The sequence below is a fragment of the Nocardia sp. GTS18 genome, from assembly GCF_013839555.1.
GTDB classification, from domain to species: Bacteria; Actinomycetota; Actinomycetes; order Mycobacteriales; family Mycobacteriaceae; genus Nocardia; species Nocardia rosealba.
Genome location: NZ_JACBIU010000005.1, coordinates 137,881 through 160,121 on the forward strand (window position 1 = coordinate 137,881; position 22,241 = coordinate 160,121).

Below are 22,241 nucleotides of genomic sequence, written 5' to 3' on the forward strand. Positions count from 1 at the left end.
GCTGAGACAACGGTGGCCCGGTCCTTCCGCGGACCGGGCCACCGTCGTTGGACTCACTTCGAGTCGACCAGCTTCTTGTCGGAGCCCTTCTTCTTGGAGCTCTTCTTCGGCGCCTCGCCGTTGCCCGCGGACGGGTTGTCGGGCATGGTCGCGGTGACCACCAGATCGTCGCCCGAGGTGTCGACGTGCACCGTGCCGCCGGACTCGAGCCCACCGTCGAGCAGCAGCCGCGACACCCGGTTGTCGAGTTCGCGCTGCACCGTACGACGCAACGGCCGGGCCCCGAACTCGGGCTGGAAACCCTTCTCGCCCAACCAGTCCACCGCCGACTGGCTGATGTCGAGTTCGACGTCCTGGGCCGCGAGCATGCGCCGTGTGCGGTCGAGGATGAGCCCAACGATCTCCTCGAGCTGCGACTTGTCGAGCCGGTGGAACACGATCTGCTCGTCGATCCGGTTGAGGAACTCCGGCCGGAAGTGCGACCGCAGCTTCTCCTCGAGCTGGGGAACGATCGAATCCAGATCACCGGCGGGCGCGTCGAGAATCAGCTGCGAACCGATATTGGAGGTCATGATGACGATGGTGTTCTTGAAATCCACCGTGCGGCCCTTGGAATCGGTGACGTGCCCGTCGTCGAGCAACTGCAGCAGCACGTTGAACACATCGGGGTGCGCCTTCTCGACCTCGTCGAACAGGATCACCGAGTACGGCTGACGGCGCACCTTGTCGGTGAGCTGGGCGGCATCGTCGTACCCGACATATCCGGGCGGGGCGCCGACGAGCCGTGAGACCGTGTGCTTCTCCTGGAACTCGCTCATGTCGAAGCGGATCAGCCGATCCTCGTCGCCGAACACCGCCTCGGCCAGCGCCTTGGCCAGCTCGGTCTTGCCGACACCGGTCGGACCGAGGAACAGGAACGACCCGATCGGACGGTTCGGGTCCTTGAGCCCGGCGCGCGCCCGGCGCACCGCCTCGGCGACCGCGACGATCGCCTCGTTCTGCCCGATCACCCGCTTGTGCAGCACGTTCTCCAGCTCGAGCAGGCGCTGCTTCTCCTCGGCGGTCAGATCGGCCACCGGAATACCGGTGCGCCGCGAGATGACCTCGGCGATGTCGACCACCTGCACCTCCGGTTCCGCGGAGGTGGCACCGGATTCCTCCAGCTCCTCCTCGGCGGCGGCGATCTCGGCCTTGAGCGCCTTGGCCTTCTCGTAGTCCTCGTTGTCGACCGCCGCGTCCTTCTCCCGGTACAGCCGCGCGATCTCGTCTTCCTTGGCCTTGACCTCCGGGTCGGCGGTACCCGAACGCAACCGGACCCGTGCGCCTGCCTGGTCGACCAGGTCGATCGCCTTGTCGGGCATGAACCGGTCGGTGATGTAGCGATCCGACAGTTGCGCCGCCGCGACCAGCGACTCGTCGGAGTAGCGCACCTGATGATGTTCCTCGTACACGTCGGCGAGCCCGCGCAGGATCTCGATCGTGTCGGCCACCGAGGGCTCGGCGACCATCACCGGCTGGAAGCGGCGCTCGAGCGCGGCGTCCTTCTCGATGTACTTGCGGTATTCGTCGATCGTCGTCGCACCGACGACGTGCAGGTCACCGCGCGCGAGGGCGGGCTTGAGCAGGTTGCCGGCGTCCATCGAACCCTCGCCCCCACCACCGGCGCCGACGATGGTGTGCAGTTCGTCGATGAACACCACGAGTTCGTCCTTGTGGGCACGAACCTCGTCGAGGATCTTGGTGAGCCGTTCCTCGAACTCACCGCGATACTTGCTGCCCGCCACCAGGGAGCCGACGTCGAGGGCGATCACCCGGCGGTCCGCGAGCGAGGTCGGCACGTCGCCGTTGACGATGCGCTGGGCCAGACCTTCCACGATCGCGGTCTTGCCGACACCGGGATCACCGATCAGGACCGGGTTGTTCTTGCGTCGCCGGGACAGGATCTCGATGGATTCCTCGATTTCCTCCGCCCGCCCGACCACCGGGTCGATCAGGCCCTCGCGGGCCTCGGCGGTGAGGTCGCGACCGTATTCGTCCAGCGTCGGGGTATCGGTCTTGCGCTGCTGGCGTTTGGCCTGCGCGGCTGCCGTGCTCGGTGTCGGGCCGCCACCGCTCTGGCTGGCCGCCAGACCCGCGACCAGTGTCTGGGCCGCGATGCTGTCGGACAGCGAGGCGATGCCGAGCAGGATGTGTTCGGGCCCGATGTAGGTGCTGCCGGACTGCGCGGCCTGGCGCTGGGCGGCGCGCATGGCCAGCTTGGTCGCCGGGCTGAGGGTGATGTCGGCCAGGTCGTACCCGCCGGCCGCGCCGGTGTCGAGATAGTCCTGCATCTGCTCGGCGACCTGGTCGGCGTCGAGGCTCAGCTCATCGATCATGTCGCGCGCGGGTTCGGTCTCGGCGGCGGCGTAGAGCAGGTGTTCGGGCGTGATCTCCGGGTTGCCCCATTGCTGGGCCGCCTGCCGCGCCGCACCGACCAGCAACTTCGCGTCGTCGGTCATCAGACGGCTCAGGTCGATGCGTTGCACCGGCGGTTTCGCCGACATTCCGGAACCGAAAAAGCGCTGGAAGATGTCGTCGAAAGGATCGCTCGAACCGGGCCAGCTCGCTGTCATGTCCGCACCTCTTCGTTCGTCGTGCCGCAGCCAGCGGCGACTCCTGTAGATCGGGACCGTGCTTCCAGCAATACTTCGGCATCCTCCGGTGCTGTGCAAGCCATTGGGCAGTTTCACATCCGCGTCGTCGAGTCGATGGCGGACCGACCAAAATCCGGTGGAAACCGTCCGATACCACCGGATTTGTCTGATTCTTGGTGCTGGGACGGCGCTCGACGGTAGCGTGACGACCCGCACGACGGGATCGACCGTCGTGCCCGGTTGTTGGGAAGAGCACGGAGTTTGGTCACCGACGTCATCGATGTCAGCGCGGATTTCACCATCGCCAGGCAAGCCCTCTGGGATGTCCTGCTCGATCCGCAGAGTTATCCACGCATGTTCACCGGAATCGGCGCCTGCGAGCGCATCGATCACCCCGACGGTGCGGTGGTGTGGCAGGTCCGGGTCGGCTCGGTGGACACCGGCATCCACACCCACGAGTTCGTCCTCGGCATCGGCCGCTGGTACGAGAGCTTCGAACTGCGCAGCCCCGCGCTCGGCAGCTTCGCCTCGGTGCGGCTGCGTGGCGACCAGCAGCGCACCCGGCTCGACATCACGCTGTTCGCCGCCGCCCGGGTGCATCCGATGCTCGAGCAGCGCAGCAACTCGGTGGTCACCGACTGGGTGAAGGCGGGTCTGCGCCGCACCGCCGACGTGATCGCGGGGACCAGGTCGTCGGTGGTGGTCAACGCCGAACGCTCGCCGCTGCGCCGCAATGCGGGGGTGGCGCGTTCCATCGCGGCGACCGGTCTGATGCGTCCGGAACCGGTGTCGATCCTCAAACAGCTTCGCTCCCTGTCGAAGTGGGGCTTCAACCTGGCGGGCGGTTACGCCGCAGGGGCCGCGCACTCTCCGGACCGGGTCGCGGTGCTCGATCGGTTCGGCACCCGGACCTACCGCGAGATCGACACGCGATCCGACGCCCTGGCCGGTGCCATGTACGAACTCGGCATGCGCGCCGGTGACGCGATCGGGTTGCTGGCCCGCAATCACGCGGGCATGGTCGAGACCATGGTCGCCGCGGGCAAACTCGGCGTCGACGTCGCGCTGCTCAACGCGGGACTTTCCGGGCGGCGCATCGAGGAGATCGTGCAGCGTCATCGCCTCAGCGCGGTGTTCGTCGACGGGGAACTCGAAACGCTGATCCGCTACCTGCACAGCGAGATACCGCGTTTCACCACCGACGCCGATCCGCCCGATCCGCAACGCGCGACCATCGAGGGCCTGATCGCCGCGGGGGTCGAGGACTTTCCCGTGCCCGCCCATCCCGGCAGGCTGATCGTGCTCACCTCGGGAACCAGCGGCTCACCCAAGGGCGCCCGCCGCCCGCACGCCAAGGGCTTCGGCACCATCGCCGCCCTGCTGTCGCGGATCCCGCTGCGCGTGGAGGAAGTGGTGCTGGTACCCGCACCGCTGTTCCACACCTGGGGGCTGGCCGGGCTGCAGCTCAGCACCGCACTGCGCGCCACCGTCGTGCTCAGCGACGGCTTCGACGCCGTCGAGTGCCTCCGCTCGATCAGCGAACACCGCATCACCACCCTGATCGTGGTGCCGACCATGGTCGAACGCCTCCTCGACGTCCCCGACGACGTCCGCGCGAGCTTCGACCTGTCGAGTCTGCGGTACGTGATCAGCTGCGGCGCGCCGCTGGCCGGTGCCACGGTGCTGCGGTTCCTCGACACCTACGGCGACGTGCTGTACAACGTGTACGGCTCCACCGAGGTGTCCTGGGCCAGTGTCGCCACCCCCGCCGACCTGCGGGTCTCGCCGACCACGGCGGGCCGCCCGCCGCTGGGTACCCGGGTGGGGGTGCTCGGCCCCGATCTGCGCCCGGTGCCGGTCGGCACGGTCGGGCACATCTTCGTCGCCAACCACATGCTCTTCGACGGGTACGTCAACGCCGCACCGCCGGAGGAGGCCGACGGCATGCTCGACACCGGCGACCTGGGGTATCTCGACGCCTCGGGCAGGCTGTTCGTGGCGGGCCGCGACGACGAGATGATCATCTCCGGCGGCGAGAACGTTTTCCCGCGACCGGTGGAGGAGGCGCTGGCCCACCTGCCGCAGATCACCGAGGTGGCTGTGGTCGGCGTCCCCGATCGCGAGTTCGGGCAGCGCCTGGCCGCGTTCGTGGTGAAACGGGAAGGGGCGGGCCTGGATCCGGACATGATCCGCACCTATATCCGCCACCGTCTGAGCCGGTTCTCGGTGCCGCGCGATGTCACCTTCATCAACGCGCTGCCGCGTGGGGAGACCGGCAAGATCCTCAAGTGGATGCTCGTCCGGCCGGAGCAGGCGCTGAGCGAGTGATCGCGCGGCGCCTGCCCAGGTGGGTCTAGGTGATCTTTTCCGGTGCGGGCCGGTTCAGCAGCGAATGTTTGCGCGAGTAGGCGAAATACACCACGAGCCCGACGAGCAACCAGCCCGCGAAGCGCACCCAGGTCTCCCACGGCAGCGACCAGATCAGGTACGCCGAGAAGCCGATCCCGATCAGCGGGATCACCGGCATCAACGGCAGCCGGAACGAGCGCGGCGCGTCGGGCCTGGTGCGGCGCAACACGATCACGGCCACACACACCACGATGAACGCCATCAGGATGCCGATATTGGTGAGTTCGGCGACGGTGTTGATCGGCAGCACACCGGCCAGGATCGCCGCGCCGATGCCGACGATCCAGGTGACCCGGGTCGGCACCTTGCGGGTGGGATGGGTCTTGGCGAACCAGATGGGCAGCAGCCCGTCGCGGCTCATCGCGAACCACACGCGGGTGACACCGAGCATGAAGGTGAGCACCACGGTGATGATGCCGACGATCGCGCCGACGGCGATGATATTGGCGACCCCCGGCATCCCGACCGATTCGAAGGCCGTGGAGAACCCGCTGGTCGGGCTGATCTCGGTGTACTTCTGCATGCCGGTGAGCACCAGCGTGCACAGCACGTAGAGCACCATCGCGATGGCGAGAGAGTAGATGATCGCCTTGGGCAGGTGCTTGCGTCCGTCGACGGATTCCTCGGCCGCGGTACTCATGGCGTCGTAGCCGAACACGGCGAAGAACACCGTCGCCGCGCCGGTCCACACCGCGCCGGTGCCGTAGGGGAAGTACGGGTCGTAGTTGGCACTGTCGATGTGGAACACACCGAGCGCGACGATGAGCACGACCAGGGCGACCTTGATGCCGACAGCGACGGTCTCGAACCGGCCGACGCTGCCGATACCGCGCGAGAGGATCCACGCCGTCCCCAGGCAGAACAATACCGCGAACAGGTCGACGACCCGGCCGTCACCGGTATCGGGCGCCCCGAGCATCCATTCGGGCAGCGTCAGGCCCACCTGCTCGAGCAGGAACCCGAAGTAGCCCGACACCCCGATCGCCACCACCGCCGCGACCGCGATGTACTCGAGCAGCAGGTCCCAGCCGATGAACCAGCCCGCCAGCTCCCCGAGGGAGACATATCCGTAGGTGTAGGCCGAACCGGCTTTGGGCACCATGCCGGCGAATTCGGCGTAGCACAGCGCGGCGGCCGCGCTGGCGACACCGGCGATCAGGAACGAGATCAGTACCGCGGGCCCGGTCACCGAGTGCGCGACCGATCCGGCCAGGGTGAAGATACCCGCGCCGATGATGCCGCCGACACCGATGGCGGTGAGCTGCCACAGGCCGAGTGATTTGGCGAGGCGTTCGTCGCCGGGAATCTCGTCTTCTACCTCGACGAGTGGTTTACGGCGCAGCATCTGAGCGCGCAACTCTGCGAAAGACATCGCTGTTCCTTCCGTCGGCGGCCTGGCCGCGTGATCAGTACACCGCCGCGTGGCCGTCCCCGACCCCGAGAATGAATATTGTTCAGTGGTAGTGCCCGAATGGAGAGCGGCTCGTTACCCGCGTCCGCCCGCCAGTGCGCGCAGGAAGAAGGCGAGATTGGCGGGTCGTTCGGCCAGCCTGCGCATGAAGTAGCCGTACCACTGGTCGCCGTAGGGGATGTATACGCGAACGTGGTTGCCCTCGGCGGAGAGTCGCTGCTGTTCGTCGTCGCGGATGCCGTACAGCATCTGGTACTCGTACTCCTCGCACTTGCGCCGGGCCGCCGCGACGGCCGCTCCGGCGGCGGCGATGATCGTGGGGTCGTGGGAGGCGATCATCGGATAGCCCTGCCCGGCGGCGAGTACGCCGAGGCAACGCAGATAGGAGGCGTCGACCTCGGCGCGGTCGCGGAACGCCACCGATTCCGGTTCGTCGTAGGCGCCCTTGCACAGCCGGATCCGTGACTGCGGGCCCGCCAGAGCGCGGCAGTCCTCCTCGGTGCGGCGCAGGTAGGCCTGCAGAACGGTGCCGAGCCACGGGAAGTCCGCGCGGAGCTCGGTGACGATCGCGAGAGTCGAATCGGTGGTCGTGTGGTCTTCGGCGTCGACGGTGACCCACAGTCCGGCCGCCTCGGCGGCGGCGCAGATCTGGTGCGCGTGCTCGCGGGCGACGGCGTGGCCGTCGCGGGGCAGGGCCTGGCCGAGCGCCGACAGTTTGACCGAGACCTCCAGTGGCCGAACGGCTCCCGGTGTGGTCTCGGCCTGGGGGAGACGTCCGAGGGCGGCGATGAGGGTGCGGTACTGCTCGACCGTCGCCTCGGCGCGCGCCAGATCGGTGGTGTCCTCACCCAGGTAGTCGATGCTGACGAAACGTCCTGAGCGGAGCAGGGTTTCGGCGGCGGCGACCACCTGTTCGGTCGTGGTTCCCGCCACGAACCGCGACACCACATCACGGCTCACCGGCAACCGGGTGACGGCGCGTTCCAGCCGTGCCGAGCGCGCCGCACCGAGCAGCGCCGAGCGCATCAGTGCCGACATCAGTTCGCCTCCGATTCCTGGTGGGGGTAACCGTGCTCGGTGGGCGGGGTGAAGGTCTCCTTGATCGTGCGTGCGGAGGTCCAGCGCAGCAGGTTCTGGGCCGAGCCCGCCTTGTCGTTGGTGCCCGAAGCCCGTCCGCCGCCGAAGGGCTGCTGGCCGACGACCGCGCCCGAGGGCTTGTCGTTGATGTAGAAGTTGCCCGCCGAGAAGGTGAGCCGCTCGGTGGCGGCGGCGATGGCGGCGCGGTCCTGGGCGATGATCGAGCCGGTGAGACCGTAGGCGCCCGCGTCGACCAGGCTCATGGCCTCCTCGAAACCCAACGGTGTGGAGTCGTCGTAGACGTGTACGGCGAGAATCGGACCGAAGTACTCGGTGTGGAAGATCTCGTCGCCCGGGTCGTCGCCGACCACCACCGTCGGTTCCACGAACCAGCCGACGCTGTCGTCGCTGTGCCCGCCCGCGACCACGGTGATCCCCTGGGTGGCCTTGGCCCGCTCGAGCGCGGCGGTATTGCGGTCGAAGGCGCGCCGATCGATCAGCGCTCCACCGAAATTCGTGAAGTCGGTGACATCGCCGTAGCGCAGCGACGCCGTCTTCTCGATCAGGTCCTCCGACATCGCCGACCACACCGAACGCGGCACATACGCGCGCGAGGCGGCCGAGCACTTCTGGCCCTGGTAGTCGAACGCGCCACGCAGCAGCGCGGTGGTGAGCACGGCCGGATCCGCCGACGGATGCGCGAGCACGAAATCCTTGCCACCGGTCTCGCCGACCAGCCGGGGATAGGTGCGATAGCGGTCCAGGTTCGTCGCCACTTCCCGCCACAGATGCTGGAAGGTGGCGGTCGACCCGGTGAAGTGCACACCGGCCAGGCGCCGATCGGGCAGCACCACCTCCGAGACCTCGGGTCCGGCACCGTGCACGAGATTGATGACACCGGGCGGCAGACCTGCCTCCTCGAGCAGGCACATCGTCAGATACGCGGCCACCGCCTGCGAACGCGCGGGCTTCCACACCACCGTGTTGCCCATCAGCGCGGGCGCGGTCGGCAGATTGCCTGCGATGGCGGTGAAGTTGAACGGGGTCACCGCGTAGACGAAGCCCTCCAGCGAGCGGTATTGCATGCGGTTCCACACCCCGCGCGAGGACAGCGGCTGTTCGGCGATGATCTTGCGCGCGAACGACACATTGAACCGCCAGAAGTCGACCAGTTCGCACGGTGCGTCGATCTCGGCCTGATACGGCGACTTGGACTGACCGAGCATCGTTGCCGCACAGATCTTTTCGCGCCACGGACCGGCGAGCAGATCGGCCGCGCGAAGGAATACCGAGGCGCGGTCGTCGAACGACATCGCCCGCCAGGCGGGTGCGGCCTCGGCGGCGGCTTCGACGGCAGCGGCGGCCTCGGCGGCGGTCGCGTCGTGCAGGGTGCCGAGGACGGCGCTGTGGCGGTGCGGTTGAACGACTTCGAACACCGGTCCGTCGCCGGGTAGGTGCCGACCGCCGATCACGTGGCAGATCTCGGTCGGGGCGGCGGCCAGTTCGGTGAGTGCGGTCTGCAGCCGGGTGCGTTCGGGTGTGCCCGGCTCGAAGGTGCCGACGGGCTCGTTCACCGGTGGCGGGGTGGTCGCGATGGCGTCCATGAGTGCCTCTCCTGCGTCGTACGGCGGTAGCGGGATGTGACGTAGTCAACACCCATCGGCATCGGCCATAATCGGCTGATCGGACGAAGTTCTGTCCAATCATTAGTCCGATCGGACAATGGAGCGCGTATGGAGACGACACTGGCCGAGCTGCTCGGCGCGCTCGACCACACCGTGGCCACGCTGGTCGACGCACCGGCGGGGGAGCAGGTGGTCGTGCGCACGGTCGCCCTCGCCGAGCCCGCCGACCTGGCCGAACACCTCGAGGCCGACGGTGTACTGGCGCAGGTGTATCTGCTGGTCGGCGTCGATCCCGAACAGACCGTACGGTGGCTGCGCGGTGTCGGCGCCCGCCCGCTCGCGCAGCGGCCGCGACTGTTGATGACCAAGCGCGCCGACGACTCACCGGCAGTGCGTGAGGCCGCCCATGCGGCCGGGATCGCGCTGGTGCAGGTGCACCGGCATGCCCGCTGGGACCAGGTGTTCGGGCTGGTCCGCCGCATGCTCACCCGAGCACCAGGCGGCCGGACCGAGGCCGGGGAACCCGACCTGCTCGCCCCCGACACCGACCTGTTCGGGCTGGCCCAGGTGGTGGCGGCCGAAACGGGCGGCATGGTGAGCATCGAGGACCCGCACTCACACGTGCTCGCCTACTCGGCCTCCGACGCCGCCGCCGACCAGTTACGCATCCGCTCGATCCTCGGCCGCGAGGGCCCGGCCGACTACCTGCGGATCCTGCGCGAGTGGGGCGTGTTCGACCGGGTACGCCGCACCGACGAGGTGGTCGACGTCCCCGACCACCCCGAGCTCGGGATCCGCCGTCGGCTGGTGGTCGGTATCCGGCGGGCCACCGTCGGCGCCGAGGACCGGATGCTCGGCACGATCTGGTTGCAGCAGGGCGACCGGCCACTGCGCCCGGACGCCGCCCAGGTACTGAGCGGTGCGTCGGCGGTTGCGGCGCGCATCATCGCGCGGGCACTGGACGCACCGTCGACCGAGGCTGTGCTGGTGCGCAGGCTGTTCGGCGCGCACGGCGAAGGAGTCGACGTGCCGTCGGTGGCGGCCGCCCTGCGTCTGCCCGAAGCGGGTCCCGCCGCGGTGATCGGTTTCGCCGTGCTCGGTCCGGCCGCCGAACTCGCCGCGTCCAGCGGCCTGATCCGGTTGCACGCCAGTGCTTTTCGTGGCGATTCGGTCACCGAGGCGATCGGTGAGCGGGTGTATGTGCTGCTGCCCTCCTATCACTCCGAGCACGGCGTCGGGTCGTGGGTGCGTGAGCTGGTGGCACAGCTCGAGCAGGCGCGTGGGCTGGTGGTCCGGGCGGCGGTGGCCGCGCCCGTGGCCGGGCTGACGGCCGTCGCCGGAGCCCGCGGTGAGGTCGACCGCGTGCTGGACAGCCCCGCCGCCACCGCCGAGGGCAGCCGCGTGACCACCCTGGCCGAGGCGAGAACGGCGGTGCTGCTCACCGAGATCGTCGAGCTGATCCGCGACCACCCCCACCTGCACGACCCGCGACTGGCCGCCCTCGACGCCTACGACCGCGACCACGGCGCCGACCTGCGCGCCTCCACCCGCGCCTACCTGCGCGCCCACGGCGAGGTGAGCACCGCGGCCGCCGCCCTGCGCGTCCACCCGAACACCTTGCGCTACCGCCTGCGCCGCGTGGAATCCATCCTCGGCATCGACCTCGACGACCCCGACGACCGCCTGCTTCTGGAAATCCAGCTCGCCGCCTGCCCACCGCGCGCGTGACGAACCGCCCCCGCGCCACGCCGAACCGCGTCGTCACGCTCCCGTCGGAACCTCCCCGACGGCTTTCGCCGGGTCGATCACACCGAGCACCTCGCCCTGAGGTGCCTGCAGGATGCCCATGCGCCCGAACGGGCTGTCGTCGGGCCCCATGATCACCTTCGCGCCCAGTTCGGTCGCCTTGGTCAGTGCGCCGTCGGCGTCGTCGACCTGGATCCAGGTGAGCCAGTACGGCGGATTGCCGAACGACGAGGCGTCCATCATCCCGCCGACCTCGTGCTTGTCGCCGGGCAGCGAGAAGGTGGAGTACGTGAAGTTCACGCCGTCACCGATCTCGGTGTAGTTCCAGCCGAACACGCTGTTGTAGAACTCGTGTGCCTGGTCGTAGCCGGGGGTGTGCAGCTCGTTCCAGCAGTACGTGCCGTGCTGGTTGAACACCCCGGCACCGATGTGGCGCTTGGCTTCCCAGATACCGAAGGCACCGCCGGTCGGGTCGGCGGCGACGAACATCCGGCCCACGTCGAGGACGTCGAACGGCGGCACGAACACCTGGCCGCCGGCCTTCGTGACGCGCTCGGCGATCTCGTCGGCCCGTTCGGCCGCGAAGTAGGTGGTCCATACCGACGGCATCTGCCGCATGGCGTCGGGTTTGGGTCCGATGCCCGCCGCGGGCCTACCGTCGAGCATCGCCATGAGATACCCACCCCCGCCCGCGTCCTGGATGTCCCAACCGAAGAGCGCGCTGTAGAACGTGCGGGCGGCGGCGGGGTCGTCGACCTGACAGTCGACCCAGCACGGCGTGCCCTGGGGCCATGGTTCGTCACGTGTCGGCATTGTCGAACGTCCTCCTCGTCGATGAATGACACCGGCCGGGTCGGTCGGCACGCGCCAAGTCAACCACTGCCCACCGACACGTCCGTCGCGGAGGATAACGCCCTGAACTGGAACGATACGTGTTCACTGCGACCCTCCGAGCGGTCCGGCGCTGCCCGCCGCAAGTCGTTACCACTGTTACAGTTTCGGCGCCGATCTGCGGTGGCTAGGTCAACGATGAACGAACCGGTCGGGAGCGACTCGATGACGTTGAGAGGTTCCGAACGTGGGCTCGTCCGTGTGCTGACGGCGATTCTCGCGATCACAGCGGTGCTCGCCTGCGGTGCGGGCCAGGTGTCGGGCAAGCCGGGCGGCGACCTGCCCGGCGTGCGCTGGACCGCCCAGCACGACGCGCCGGGCACCTATCCGGAAGTGCGCGTGGAGCGCGGCGTGCACATCACCATGAGCGACGGCGTCGTCCTCAAGGCCGACGTGTACCGCCCCGCCGACGCGGCAGGGGTGATCGAGCAGAAGCCGCTGCCGACGATCGTGAGCCTCACGCCCTACTCCAAGCTCATGACCGGCCTGATCGAGGCGGCCGCCGCCACGCCCGGTCTGCAGTCGACCGCCGTCGACATCGTGCGCCGCCTGAACCTGTCGAGCACACCCATCAGCGGTTTCGGCGATCTGATGCAGGCACTGGACGGCGGCATGATCCAGACCATGCTCGGCGTCGACCGCAAACTCATCGGCAGCGGTTACACCGTCGTGGTCGCCGATGTGCGCGGAACCGGTCAGTCGCAGGGCAAGTGGGATACCCTCGGCGCCCGCGAACAGCTCGACACCCGTGAGGTGATCGAGTGGGCGGCCGCCCAGCCGTGGTCCAACGGCCGCATCGGCATGAGCGGCGGCTCGTATTCGGGCATCAACCAGCTGCGGGCCGCCGAAGACGCGCCCGCCGCGCTGCAGGCCATCTTCCCGGTGGAACCCGGCAGCGATCTGATGCGCGACGTGGTCGCCCCCGGCGGCGGCGTCGGCACGACGTTCCTTCCGCTGTGGCTCAATTCGGTCAACCAGCTCAAACTCGTGCCCGATGTGGCGTCGATGATCCAGGGCACCTTCGACTGGACCTGGTTCAACGATCGCATCGCCGACCCGACGACCAATTTCGACCTGCTCGCCCAGGCTCTGCTCACCCCCTCGCTCGAGGACATGCCGCCCGCTCTCGACGGTGCGCTCGACGAGACCTCCGCGTTCCGCGAGGCGATCATGGGTCACCCGGAGAAGGTGAACGTGCCGACGTTCGTCTACGGCGGCTGGCACGACATCTTCGCCAACAGCGCGACCAAACTCTACGAACAGCTCCCGCTGCCACCGGGCCGCAAGCAACTGGTCGTGGGCGACACCTATCACGCCAATCCCGGTGCGGGAACCGGTGTTCCGGGGGCGCCGCCGCGGCTGGACGTGCTGCAGCGCGCCTGGTTCGACAAGTGGCTCAAGGACATCGACAGCGGTGTCGAGGCGTTCGGCCCGGTGACGGTGAAGCAGCAGGGTGGCGGCTGGGTCACGCTGCGCGAGTGGCCGCAGCCGGGTGTCACGCATCGGCGGGTGTACCTGTCGGCCGATCCGAGCGGGTCAACCGAGGACAGCCTGCACGACGGTTCACTGCGTCCCACGGGCCCCGGCGCGGTCGAAAACCTGACGGTGGCACCGGGTTTGAGCACGGTCTGCTCGCGGGACGCGGCGCAGGGTTCGGCCGGGATGACCGCCGCGCTCGACGCCTGCGCCAAGGACTCGCGCATCGCCGAGCGCAACGCGCTCACCTTCACCAGCGCTCCGGTCGCCGAGGAGACGGTGATCTCGGGTCCGATCAATGTGCGGCTCAACACGGTGCACACCGGCAGCGACGGATTCTGGAACGTCACCGTCAACGATGTCGCTCCCGACGGCACCTCGACCGTGCTGACCACCGGTCAGCTCACCGCCTCCATGCGCGCCATCGACGAACGGCGCAGCGCGCGGTCGGTGAACGGGGATCTCACCGCACCGTTCAACCCGCTCACCCTCGACCGGTTGCTGCCCGTGGTCCCCGGTGCGCCGACCGAGATCGACATCGCCGTCATCCCGACCCAGGCCGTGCTCGCGCCGGGGCACCGCGTGCGGATCGACGTGTACGCGGGTAACGCGCCCAAGGCGCTGCCGTTCCGCCCGATGCTCGACGCCTCCGGGCTGGAACCGCAGCAGGTTCGCCTCGACCCGGCCGCACCGAGCTTCGTCAACCTGCCCACCGACAAGCCGATCCCGTGAGGCGGACTCAGAGCTGCGATTTCACCTCGGCGGCGATGAGTTCGAGGTGGTCGAGATCGGCCAGGTCGAGGATCTGCAGGTAGATCCGGCTCGCACCGATCTCGCGGTAGCGGGCGATCTTGTCCACCACCTCGGCGGGCGAGCCGGCCAGCCCGTTGGTCTTCAGCTCGTCGACCTCACGTCCGATCGCCGCGGCCCGTCGGGCCACCTCGGCGTCGGTGCGCCCGACGCAGGCCACGAGCGCGTTGGAGTAGACGAGCTCGTCGGTGCGCCCGGCCGCGCGCACGGCGTCGCGGACCCGGTCGAACTGGGCGGCGCTGTCGGCCACCGAGGCGAAGGGCATATTGAATTCGGTGGCGTAGCGGGCGGCCAGGCGTGGGGTGCGGACCTTGCCGTTGCCGCCGATCACCACCGGCACGGGATCCTGCACCGGTTTGGGCAGTGCGGGGGAGTCGGTGAGCTGGTAGTGCTCGCCGTCGAAGGAGAAGGTATCGCCGAGCTTGGTCGACCACAGACCCGTGACGATCGCGAGCTGTTCTTCGAGCAGGCCGAACCTGTTGTCGGGGAAGGGAATTCCGTAGGCGGCGTGTTCGGCGGCGAACCAGCCGCTGCCGAGCCCGAGCTCCACGCGGCCACCCGACATCTGGTCGACCTGGGCTACCTGGATGGCGAGCGGCCCGGGCAGCCGGAACGTCGCTGCGGTGACCAGGGTGCCCAGGCGGATGCGGGAGGTGTCGCGGGCCAGGCCCGCCAGGGTGATCCAGGCGTCGGTGGGGCCGGGCAGGCCGTCGGCATCGCCCATGGCCAGATAGTGGTCGGAGCGGAAGAAGGCGTCGAAGTCGAGATCCTCGGCGGCGCGCGCCACGGCGAGCAGCGTGTCGTAGTCGGCGCCCTGCTGCGGTTCGGTGAAGATGCGGAGGTCCATGATCACCATCGTGCCCGAGACGCGCGTGGGTGTGTGAGGCTGTAGGGGGCAACGGCTCGGCGGAGGAGGATGCGGTGGGAGAACCTGTCATTGTCGTCATGGGCGTCTCCGGGTGCGGAAAGACGACAGTCGGGGCCCTGCTCGCCGACCGCCTCGACGTGCCCTACGCCGAGGGCGACGACTTCCACCCGCTGGCCAATATCGAGAAGATGGCGGCCGGGATCCCGCTCACCGACGAGGACCGGTGGCCGTGGCTCGACACGGTCGCCACCTGGCTGCACGAGCACAGCGAGACGGGCGGGGTGGCCAGCTGCTCGGCGCTGCGCCGGGTGTACCGCGACCGGCTGCGGGCCAAGGCGCCCGACACGTACTTCGTGCATCTGGCCGCCACCCGGGTGGAGCTGATGCGCCGGATGACCGGCCGCCTCGGTCATTTCATGCCGACCATCCTGCTCGACTCGCAATTGGCCACGCTCGAACCGCTCGACCAGGACGAAGCCGGTGTCGCCCTCAACGCGCTACAGCCGCCCGGGGTGCTCGTCACCGAGGCGGTCGAGAAGTGGAGAGCCGATCACCGCTGAAACAGCGGATGCAGTTGCTCGACGGGCGCGAGCATCAACCACCCGCCGATCACGGCCGCCGCCAGGCACACCAGCGCGAAGAACGCGACCCACAGCAGCGCGGGCAGGTGCGTGAGACGGGCCAGCTGATCGGCATCGGAATCGGTGCGCCCGGGTTGTCTGCGCCTGCCGCGCTGCAGCTCGAGCACCGGACGGACGGCGGCGGCCAGCAGGAACCACGCGGCCAGGTACGCGAACCCGGCCTGGAGCAGATCGCTGCCGTACCAGGACACCCCGAACACCAGCGCGCCGAGCACGAGCACGGTCACCAGACCGTACACATTGCGCACCTTCACCAGCACCGCAACCAGCATCGCGAGGGTGGCCCACAGCATCACCGACACCCGGCCGGAACCCAGCAGCGCCGCGTAGCCCGCGCCGAGCAGCGCGGGCGCCGGATATCCGGCCATCGCGGTGAGGATCATGCCGGGACCGGTGGGTTTGCCACTGGACACCGTGAGACCCGAGGTGTCGGTGTGCAGCGTGATGGCATGCAACCTGCGCCCGGTGAGCAGCGCGAACAGCGCGTGCCCACCCTCGTGCGCCACCGTGACGGCGGCCCGGGTGATCCGCCACAGCGGCCGATATCCGACGAGGATCAGCGCCAGCGCCGCGGTGACGAGCACCAGCCACCACGGCGGCGCGGGTTGCGGTGCGAGTAAACGTTCGAACGAAGAGCTGACCGATCCGGTGTCCACCGCCGCACTGTAGCCGCGATTCGCCACGCCCACGCCCCGGTCACCACATGATGCGCGGATACCGTGTTCGCGCAATGCTTTCCAGGCAACAACCGCGTCCGCGCGTGGTAGCAAAGGGCATGCAGATGCGACCGCACCGATGGACCCCGCCCCGCGCGACCGCCCGGGCAGCACAGACACAGAGCACCCCCGCGCTGCCTGCGGTTCGGCTGATACCGCTCCCTGGTCAGGGACCGGAAGATGTCGTGCTGACGACCGACGGACACGTGGTCACTGGCACCGAGGACGGTGCCATCTGGCGCGTCGATCCGGCCGACGGCACCGTCGAGAAGATCGCGCAAGCGGCGGGCAGGCCGCTGGGAATGCACGCGGACGCCGACGGTTCGCTGCTGATCTGCGTCGCGGGCCACGGCGTACTCCGACTGACCGAGGCCGGTGCCGACCTCGAACCGGTGATCACCGAAGTGGACGGGGAACGCATCATCTTCCCCAGCAATGTGGTGCGCGACGACGACGGCACCGTCTACTTCTCGATCTCGTCGCGACGCTGGCCGTTCGAGCAATGGATGGGTGACATCCTCGAGCATTCCGGCAGCGGCAGGCTGGTCCGCCGCGACCCGGCGGGACGGGTGGAGGTGCTGATCGACGGACTGCAGTTCGGCAACGGGGTGGTGCTGGCGCCGGACCGGTCCAGTGTGCTGGTCGCCGAGACCGGCGCCTACCGGATCACCCGGTACTGGCTGTCGGGCCCACGCGCCGGTACCGTCGATCGTCTCATCGAGAACCTGCCCGGTTCGCCGGACAACATGCTCCTCGGCAGCGACGGTCTGGTCTGGGTCGGGATGGTGGCACCACGCAACCCGCTGCTGGACCGGATGCTGGCCCTGCCGGGCATCTTCCGGCGCCTGACCTGGGCGCTGCCCGAGTGGCTCCGCCCGGCGCCCGCCCGCTCCGCGTGGGTGATCGCGCTCGACCTGGACGGCACGGTGGTGCACGACCTGCAACGGGCGGGCGACGATTTCGCGATGGTCACCTCGGTGGTCGAGCACCAGGGCACCCTGTATCTTGGCAGTCTTTCCGAATCGGCCGTCGGGGTGAGCGCGGTGCCGTGACGTGCGCAGTATCGTCGGTAGCCGACCCGATGAGACTGCGGAGGGATGGCTCGACGATGTCCAAGCCCTGCCTGTTGCTTCAGCTTCGTCCCGAACGTGCCGCGTCCGACGACGAGTACGCCGCGCTGCTACGCGCGGCCGAACTCACCGACGACGAGGTGGTGCGCATAGAAATGGATAGGGGGCTTCCCGAGCTCGACCTGGACGACTTCTGCGCCGTGATCGTCGGCGGCGGCCCGAGCAATGTGAGCGCACCGGAGCAGGACAAGTACGACTACCAGCGGCGGTTCGAACCGCCGCTGCGCGCGCTGCTCACCGAGATCGTCGACCGGGATTTCCCGTACTTCGGCGCCTGCTACGGCCTGGGCATCCTGGCCGACGTGCTCGGCGGTGAGGTCGGCCCCGACCGCTACGGCGAAGCTGTCGGCGCGAGTACGGTCGTGTTGGTCGACGGCGCCGAGGACCCCTTGCTCACCGGCATCCCGCGTACGTTCCGCGCCTTCGTCGGTCACAAAGAGGCCTGCCAGGACGTGCCGCCGGGCGCGGTGCTGCTCGCCGGTTCCGATGGTTGCCCCGTGCAGATGATCCGGGTGGGGCGCAATGTCTACGCCACCCAATTCCATCCCGAACTCGACGGCACCGGGCTGGCCGTGCGGATCGAGGCCTACCGGCACGCGGGCTATTTCGACCCGAGCGAGGCGGACATGCTGGCCGAACTCGGCCGCCGTGAGTCGGTGCCGGTGCCGCGGGAACTGTTGCGGCGCTTCATCTCGCGCTCTCGCGGGTAGCCCGGACGGCGGAGGGCAGGGGATGGTCCGGTTCAAGCGCGGGCAGGCCGTCGATGCTGGCGGAGTTGTCGCCCGCGATCCGCCGCGCGAAATCCTCGTCGGTGCGGCGGGTGTGGGCCTCGTCGAGAACGGAACGCTCCTCGACCAGGTCCATCCTCGGCACCGACCAGCCGCACGAATCGGCGATGCGGTCGACCGAGACCACGATCACCGCGCGGATACCGGGATGCTCGGTGCCGAATCGCGCACGCAGCGTGTCGAATTCGGGGGAGTCGGGCCGCACGACCCGCCCGGTGCCGAGCAGGCGAAGAATGCGGGCGACGCGGGAGAACGAGCAGAACATCACGGTGATGCGGCCGTTGTCGCGCAGGTGCGCGATCGTCTCCGAGCCGCTGCCGAACAGATCGAGGTAGGCGACGGTGTGGTCGTCGATGACGGCGAAGGTGTCGCGGTATCCCTTGGGGGACACATTGATATGACCGCCGGAGGAGGGTGCGGTCCCCACGAAGTACATCGGCTGGTCGGCGATGAATGCCCGTAATTTGTCGTCGATCCGGTCGAACACCTTGGCCATGACGCACTTTCCGGTCCCGCCGGGCGGCGAGCTCCCCGTGGTCGAGTGTATCGACCACGAGGTTGGATTCACGGTGAGAGTTATCGCAGACGGCGCCCACGGTGGTGACCGACGATGGGGCCATGACGCAGACCGCTCCCCACCCTGTCCAGCAGCGCTACGCGGACCCGGCCGCCGTCGTTCCCGCGCAGTGGAACTCTGTGCTGCAGGTGTTGCACGAACACAAATCGGTCCGGCGCTACCTGCCCGATCCGGTCGAACCGGAAACGATCCGGCTCCTGGTTTCGGCGGCCCAGTCGGCCCCGACCTCGTCGAACCTGCAGGCATGGAGCGTGATCGAGGTCCGTGATCCGGCGCGGCGGGCCCGGCTGGCGGCGGTGGCAGGCGGTCAGGCACACATCGAGCAGGCGCCGGTGCTGTTGGTCTGGACCGTCGACTTCGCGCGATTGCGCCAGCTCGCCGACGATCACCGCGCGCCCCTCGACGGCGCCGACTACCTGGAATCCAGTTACGTCGGCGTGGTCGATGCCGCGCTCGCCGCCCAGAACGCCGTGATCGCCGCCGAATCGCTCGGGCTGGGCACCGTCTACATCGGTGCGTTGCGCAACGACCCCGAGCGGGTCGCGGCGGAACTGAACCTGCCCGCCCACGTGTTCCCCATCTTCGGGCTGGTGGTCGGCCACCCGGATCCGGCGGAGGGCACCCGGGTCAAGCCGCGACTGCCGCAAGCGGCCGTGCTGCACCAGGAGACCTACGACCTGCCGCGTCAGCGCGGACCGGTCGCCGAGTACGAGCAGCGGATCGGCGCGGTCTACGGCGACCAGGGTCTACCGTTCTCCTGGACCGAGCGGGTACTGGCCCGGCTCGGCTCCGAAGCCTCGCTCAACGGCCGGCACCGGCTCCGGGAGTCCTTGGTGGCCATGGGATTCCGGCTCCGCTGAGGCGGTTCAGCCGTTGATCGCCTCGGCGGTGAGTTCCAGGGAGCGGATGCGGGTGTCGATGTCGTAGACGAGGGTGGTGAGCATCAACTCGTCGGGACGGGTGTCCTCGATGAGCTGGGCTGCCTGGGCGCGCACCGTCTCCGGCGAACCCTGCAGTTGGCCTGCCTTGCGCTGGGCGGCGAAGTGGCGTTCGGCATCGCTGCCGGGGAACCCGTCGGCCTGCTCGGGGGTGGCCAGCGCCTGCGGGCGGCCGGCGCGCAGATTGACGAAGGCCAGGTCGCGGGGTGCGGCGAGTCGGTCGGCCTCGGCATCGGTGTCGGCGCAGATCGCCGAGACCGCGACCATGCTGTACGGCTCGGCCAGGATCGCCGACGGCCGGAAGTTGTCCCGGTAGAGCGCGAGCGCGGCGGCGGTGTTCTCGCCGGCGAAGTGGTGCGCGAACGCGAACGGCAACCCCAGTACGGCCGCGACCTGCGCGCTGTACCCGCTCGAGCCGAGCAACCACATCTCGGGCTGTGCGCCGCGACCAGGGGTGGCGACGATGCCGTCCGGGTCGGTGCCGCCGAAATAACCCATCAGGGCGGTCAGCTCACGGGGGAACGATTCGGCGCCGAGCCCTTCGGCGTGCCTGCGCAGCGCGCGAGCGGTAGCCGGGTCGGTGCCGGGCGCGCGACCGATCCCGAGGTCGACACGGCCCGGATGCAGCGCCTCGAGGGTGCCGAACTGTTCGGCGACGACCAGCGGCGCGTGGTTGGGCAGCATCACGCCGCCCGATCCGACCCGGATGCGCGAGGTCGACGCGGCGAGATGCGCCAGTACAACGGCAGGCGCCGAACTGGCGATGCCGGGCATGTTGTGGTGCTCGGCCACCCAGAAACGGCGCATTCCCAGCTCCTCGGCGCGCTGGGCGAAGCGGGTCGTCGCGTGCAGGGCCTCGCCTGCCGTCGCGTCGGCCTGCACCGGTGCCAGATCGAGAACCGACAGCGTGACCGGGCTCATGAGTCTCCTTCGCGTGAAATCCCCTCAGTAGGCCAACCGGCGCGGCGGCTCCGGTATTTCCGCGCGAGCGGTAGGGGTGATCGGCGGCACGGTTGCGGCGCGGTAGCGTGCAGGACTGTTCGACACGAAGGAAGGATCCCTCCATGTCCGCTGACGGTCCCGGCCTACCCACCGCCGCGCCGACCGAAGCCCCCACTGCTCCGTCGGAGGAGGGTTACGCGCGCGGGCTCAATCCGCGCACCATCCAGATGATCGCCATCGGCGGCGCCATCGGCACCGGTCTGTTCTACGGCTCCGGTGCGGCGATCGAGCAGGCGGGCCCTTCGCTGATCCTGGCCTACCTCGCCGCCGGACTGGCGATCTTCGTCATCATGCGCGCGCTCGGAGAGCTGCTCACCTACCGTCCGGTGTCGGGCAGCTTCGCCGAGTACGCGCACGAGTTCCTCGGCCGGTTCGCCGGATTCGCCACGGGGTGGTCCTACTGGGCGGTGTGGGTGTCGACCTGTATGGCCGAGATCACCGTCGCCGGGCACTACGTGCAGTACTGGTTCGACATTCCGCAGTGGGTGACCGCGCTGGTGGTGCTTGCGGTGCTGTTCACCGCCAACCTGATCTCGGTGCGGATCTTCGGTGAAGGCGAGTTCTGGTTCTCGGCGATCAAGGTGACCGCCATCCTGGCGATGATCCTGATCGGCATCGGTGTGCTGGTGTTCGGGTTCGGGCACGCCGCCGATCCGACGGTGACGAACCTGTGGGCCGACGGCGGGGTGTTCCCCCACGGCTTCGGACAGACCCTGCTGGTGTTGCAGATCGTCGTGTTCGCCTATGTCGGTGTCGAATTGGTCGGCGTGACGGCGGGGGAGGCCCGCGATCCGAAGACCACCCTGCGCAAGGCGATCAACACCCTGCCCTTCCGCATCGGGCTGTTCTATGTGGGCGCGCTCGTGGTCATCATGTCGGTGGCGAGCTGGCGCAGCTTCCATGCCGGGCGCAGCCCGTTCGTCGAGGTGTTCGAGCAGATCGGCATCCCGGCCGCGGCGGGCATCATCAACTTCGTACTGCTCACCGCCGCGCTGTCGTCGTGCAACTCCGGCATCTACTCGACCGGCCGGATGCTGCGCAGTCTCGCGTTGCGCGACGAGGCGCCGGGCGGGTTCGCGAAGCTGAGCAAGCAGTCGGTGCCGTTCACCGGTATCTGCGCCTCGGCGGCGGCGATGGTGATCGGTGTGGTGGTGAACGTGATCTCGCCGGACAAGGCTTTCGCCTACATCACCTCGGTGAGCACGGTCGGCATCATCGTGGTGTGGAGCGTGATCCTGGTGTGCCACTTGAAGTATCGCGCCAAGGTTTGCGCCGGGGAACTGCCCGCCAGCGACTACCGCCTGCCCGGCGCGCCCGTGACCACCTGGGCGGCTCTCGGTTTCCTCGGCCTGGTCGTGATCCTGCTGCTGTGGACCGACGGTGGGCGCACCGCCCTGGTCGTCGGTGCAGTGTGGGCTGCGCTGGTGTGCGTCGGCTACTACACCTTCGGCCGCAAGGGAGCCGCGCACACCCGCTGAGTCCGTCGACCCCCGTTTGCTGGAA

The 22,241-nt window shown here is 68.8% G+C and carries 17 protein-coding genes; 8 read left to right on the forward strand and 9 right to left on the reverse strand.

What is annotated here, in order from left to right:
- Positions 1-53 precede the first annotated feature (53 nt).
- A complete protein-coding gene (locus HYG95_RS08205; protein ID WP_181697397.1) occupies positions 54-2,612 on the reverse strand; it encodes an ATP-dependent Clp protease ATP-binding subunit in 2,559 nt (852 codons plus the stop codon).
- A 282-nt stretch (positions 2,613-2,894) separates the two neighbouring features.
- Between HYG95_RS08205 and HYG95_RS08210 the strand changes: the two genes are divergently transcribed.
- Positions 2,895-4,961, forward strand: a complete 2,067-nt coding sequence (locus HYG95_RS08210) for an AMP-binding protein (RefSeq protein ID WP_181697398.1) — start codon at positions 2,895-2,897, stop codon at positions 4,959-4,961.
- Positions 4,962-4,986: 25 nt separating this feature from the next.
- Here the strand turns inward: HYG95_RS08210 and HYG95_RS08215 are convergent, their stop codons facing one another.
- From HYG95_RS08215 to pruA, 3 genes are all read right to left on the reverse strand, one after another.
- A complete protein-coding gene (locus tag HYG95_RS08215) occupies positions 4,987-6,414 on the reverse strand; it encodes an amino acid permease (RefSeq protein WP_181697399.1) in 1,428 nt (475 codons plus the stop codon).
- A gap of 114 nt (positions 6,415-6,528) precedes the next feature.
- A complete protein-coding gene (locus HYG95_RS08220; protein ID WP_181697400.1) occupies positions 6,529-7,491 on the reverse strand; it encodes a proline dehydrogenase family protein in 963 nt (320 codons plus the stop codon).
- Positions 7,491-9,134: an L-glutamate gamma-semialdehyde dehydrogenase gene (gene pruA / locus HYG95_RS08225; RefSeq protein ID WP_181697401.1), complete on the reverse strand. Its 1,644-nt coding sequence runs from the start codon at positions 9,132-9,134 to the stop codon at positions 7,491-7,493. The genes HYG95_RS08220 and pruA overlap by 1 nt, the downstream gene beginning before the upstream one ends.
- A gap of 129 nt (positions 9,135-9,263) precedes the next feature.
- On the opposite strand from pruA, the gene HYG95_RS08230 reads away from it, so the two are divergent.
- Entirely contained in the window at positions 9,264-10,883 is a 1,620-nt protein-coding gene (locus HYG95_RS08230) for a helix-turn-helix domain-containing protein (RefSeq protein WP_181697402.1), read from the forward strand.
- A gap of 33 nt (positions 10,884-10,916) precedes the next feature.
- Here the strand turns inward: HYG95_RS08230 and HYG95_RS08235 are convergent, their stop codons facing one another.
- Entirely contained in the window at positions 10,917-11,714 is a 798-nt protein-coding gene (locus HYG95_RS08235; protein ID WP_181697403.1) for a VOC family protein, read from the reverse strand.
- 243 nt (positions 11,715-11,957) lie between these two features.
- Here HYG95_RS08235 and HYG95_RS08240 point away from each other — a divergent pair, with 243 nt between their 5' ends.
- Positions 11,958-14,000 carry a CocE/NonD family hydrolase gene (locus tag HYG95_RS08240; protein ID WP_181697404.1) on the forward strand — a complete coding sequence of 681 codons (2,043 nt, stop codon included), beginning with the start codon at positions 11,958-11,960 and terminating at the stop codon, positions 13,998-14,000.
- Positions 14,001-14,007: 7 nt separating this feature from the next.
- On the opposite strand, the gene HYG95_RS08245 is transcribed toward HYG95_RS08240, so the two are convergent.
- Positions 14,008-14,925 (reverse strand): LLM class F420-dependent oxidoreductase, encoded by a 918-nt coding sequence (locus HYG95_RS08245; protein ID WP_181697405.1) that lies wholly within the window; start codon positions 14,923-14,925, stop codon positions 14,008-14,010.
- A gap of 98 nt (positions 14,926-15,023) precedes the next feature.
- Between HYG95_RS08245 and HYG95_RS08250 the strand changes: the two genes are divergently transcribed.
- Complete coding sequence (locus HYG95_RS08250; protein ID WP_181697468.1) at positions 15,024-15,506, forward strand: gluconokinase; 483 nt, start codon at positions 15,024-15,026, stop codon at positions 15,504-15,506.
- Here HYG95_RS08250 and HYG95_RS08255 read toward each other — a convergent pair.
- Entirely contained in the window at positions 15,497-16,243 is a 747-nt protein-coding gene (locus HYG95_RS08255) for a M50 family metallopeptidase (RefSeq protein ID WP_181697406.1), read from the reverse strand. The two genes, HYG95_RS08250 and HYG95_RS08255, sit on opposite strands and share 10 nt — an antisense overlap.
- 194 nt (positions 16,244-16,437) lie before the next feature.
- On the opposite strand from HYG95_RS08255, the gene HYG95_RS08260 reads away from it, so the two are divergent.
- A complete protein-coding gene (locus tag HYG95_RS08260; protein WP_255495088.1) occupies positions 16,438-17,355 on the forward strand; it encodes an SMP-30/gluconolactonase/LRE family protein in 918 nt (305 codons plus the stop codon).
- A gap of 56 nt (positions 17,356-17,411) precedes the next feature.
- Complete coding sequence (locus tag HYG95_RS08265) at positions 17,412-18,143, forward strand: glutamine amidotransferase (RefSeq protein WP_181697408.1); 732 nt, start codon at positions 17,412-17,414, stop codon at positions 18,141-18,143.
- Here the strand turns inward: HYG95_RS08265 and HYG95_RS08270 are convergent.
- On the reverse strand, positions 18,121-18,717 hold the full coding sequence (locus tag HYG95_RS08270) for a pyridoxamine 5'-phosphate oxidase family protein (protein ID WP_181697409.1): 597 nt from the start codon (positions 18,715-18,717) through the stop codon (positions 18,121-18,123). The genes HYG95_RS08265 and HYG95_RS08270 overlap by 23 nt on opposite strands.
- Before the next feature lie 122 nt (positions 18,718-18,839).
- On the opposite strand from HYG95_RS08270, the gene HYG95_RS08275 reads away from it, so the two are divergent.
- Positions 18,840-19,658, forward strand: coding sequence for an NADPH-dependent oxidoreductase (locus HYG95_RS08275; RefSeq protein WP_181697410.1), 819 nt, complete (start codon positions 18,840-18,842; stop codon positions 19,656-19,658).
- A gap of 6 nt (positions 19,659-19,664) precedes the next feature.
- Here the strand turns inward: HYG95_RS08275 and HYG95_RS08280 are convergent, their stop codons facing one another.
- Positions 19,665-20,657 carry an LLM class flavin-dependent oxidoreductase gene (locus HYG95_RS08280; protein ID WP_181697411.1) on the reverse strand — a complete coding sequence of 331 codons (993 nt, stop codon included), beginning with the start codon at positions 20,655-20,657 and terminating at the stop codon, positions 19,665-19,667.
- A gap of 143 nt (positions 20,658-20,800) precedes the next feature.
- Between HYG95_RS08280 and HYG95_RS08285 the strand changes: the two genes are divergently transcribed.
- Positions 20,801-22,216 (forward strand): amino acid permease, encoded by a 1,416-nt coding sequence (locus tag HYG95_RS08285; RefSeq protein WP_181697412.1) that lies wholly within the window; start codon positions 20,801-20,803, stop codon positions 22,214-22,216.
- Positions 22,217-22,241: the final 25 nt, after the last annotated feature.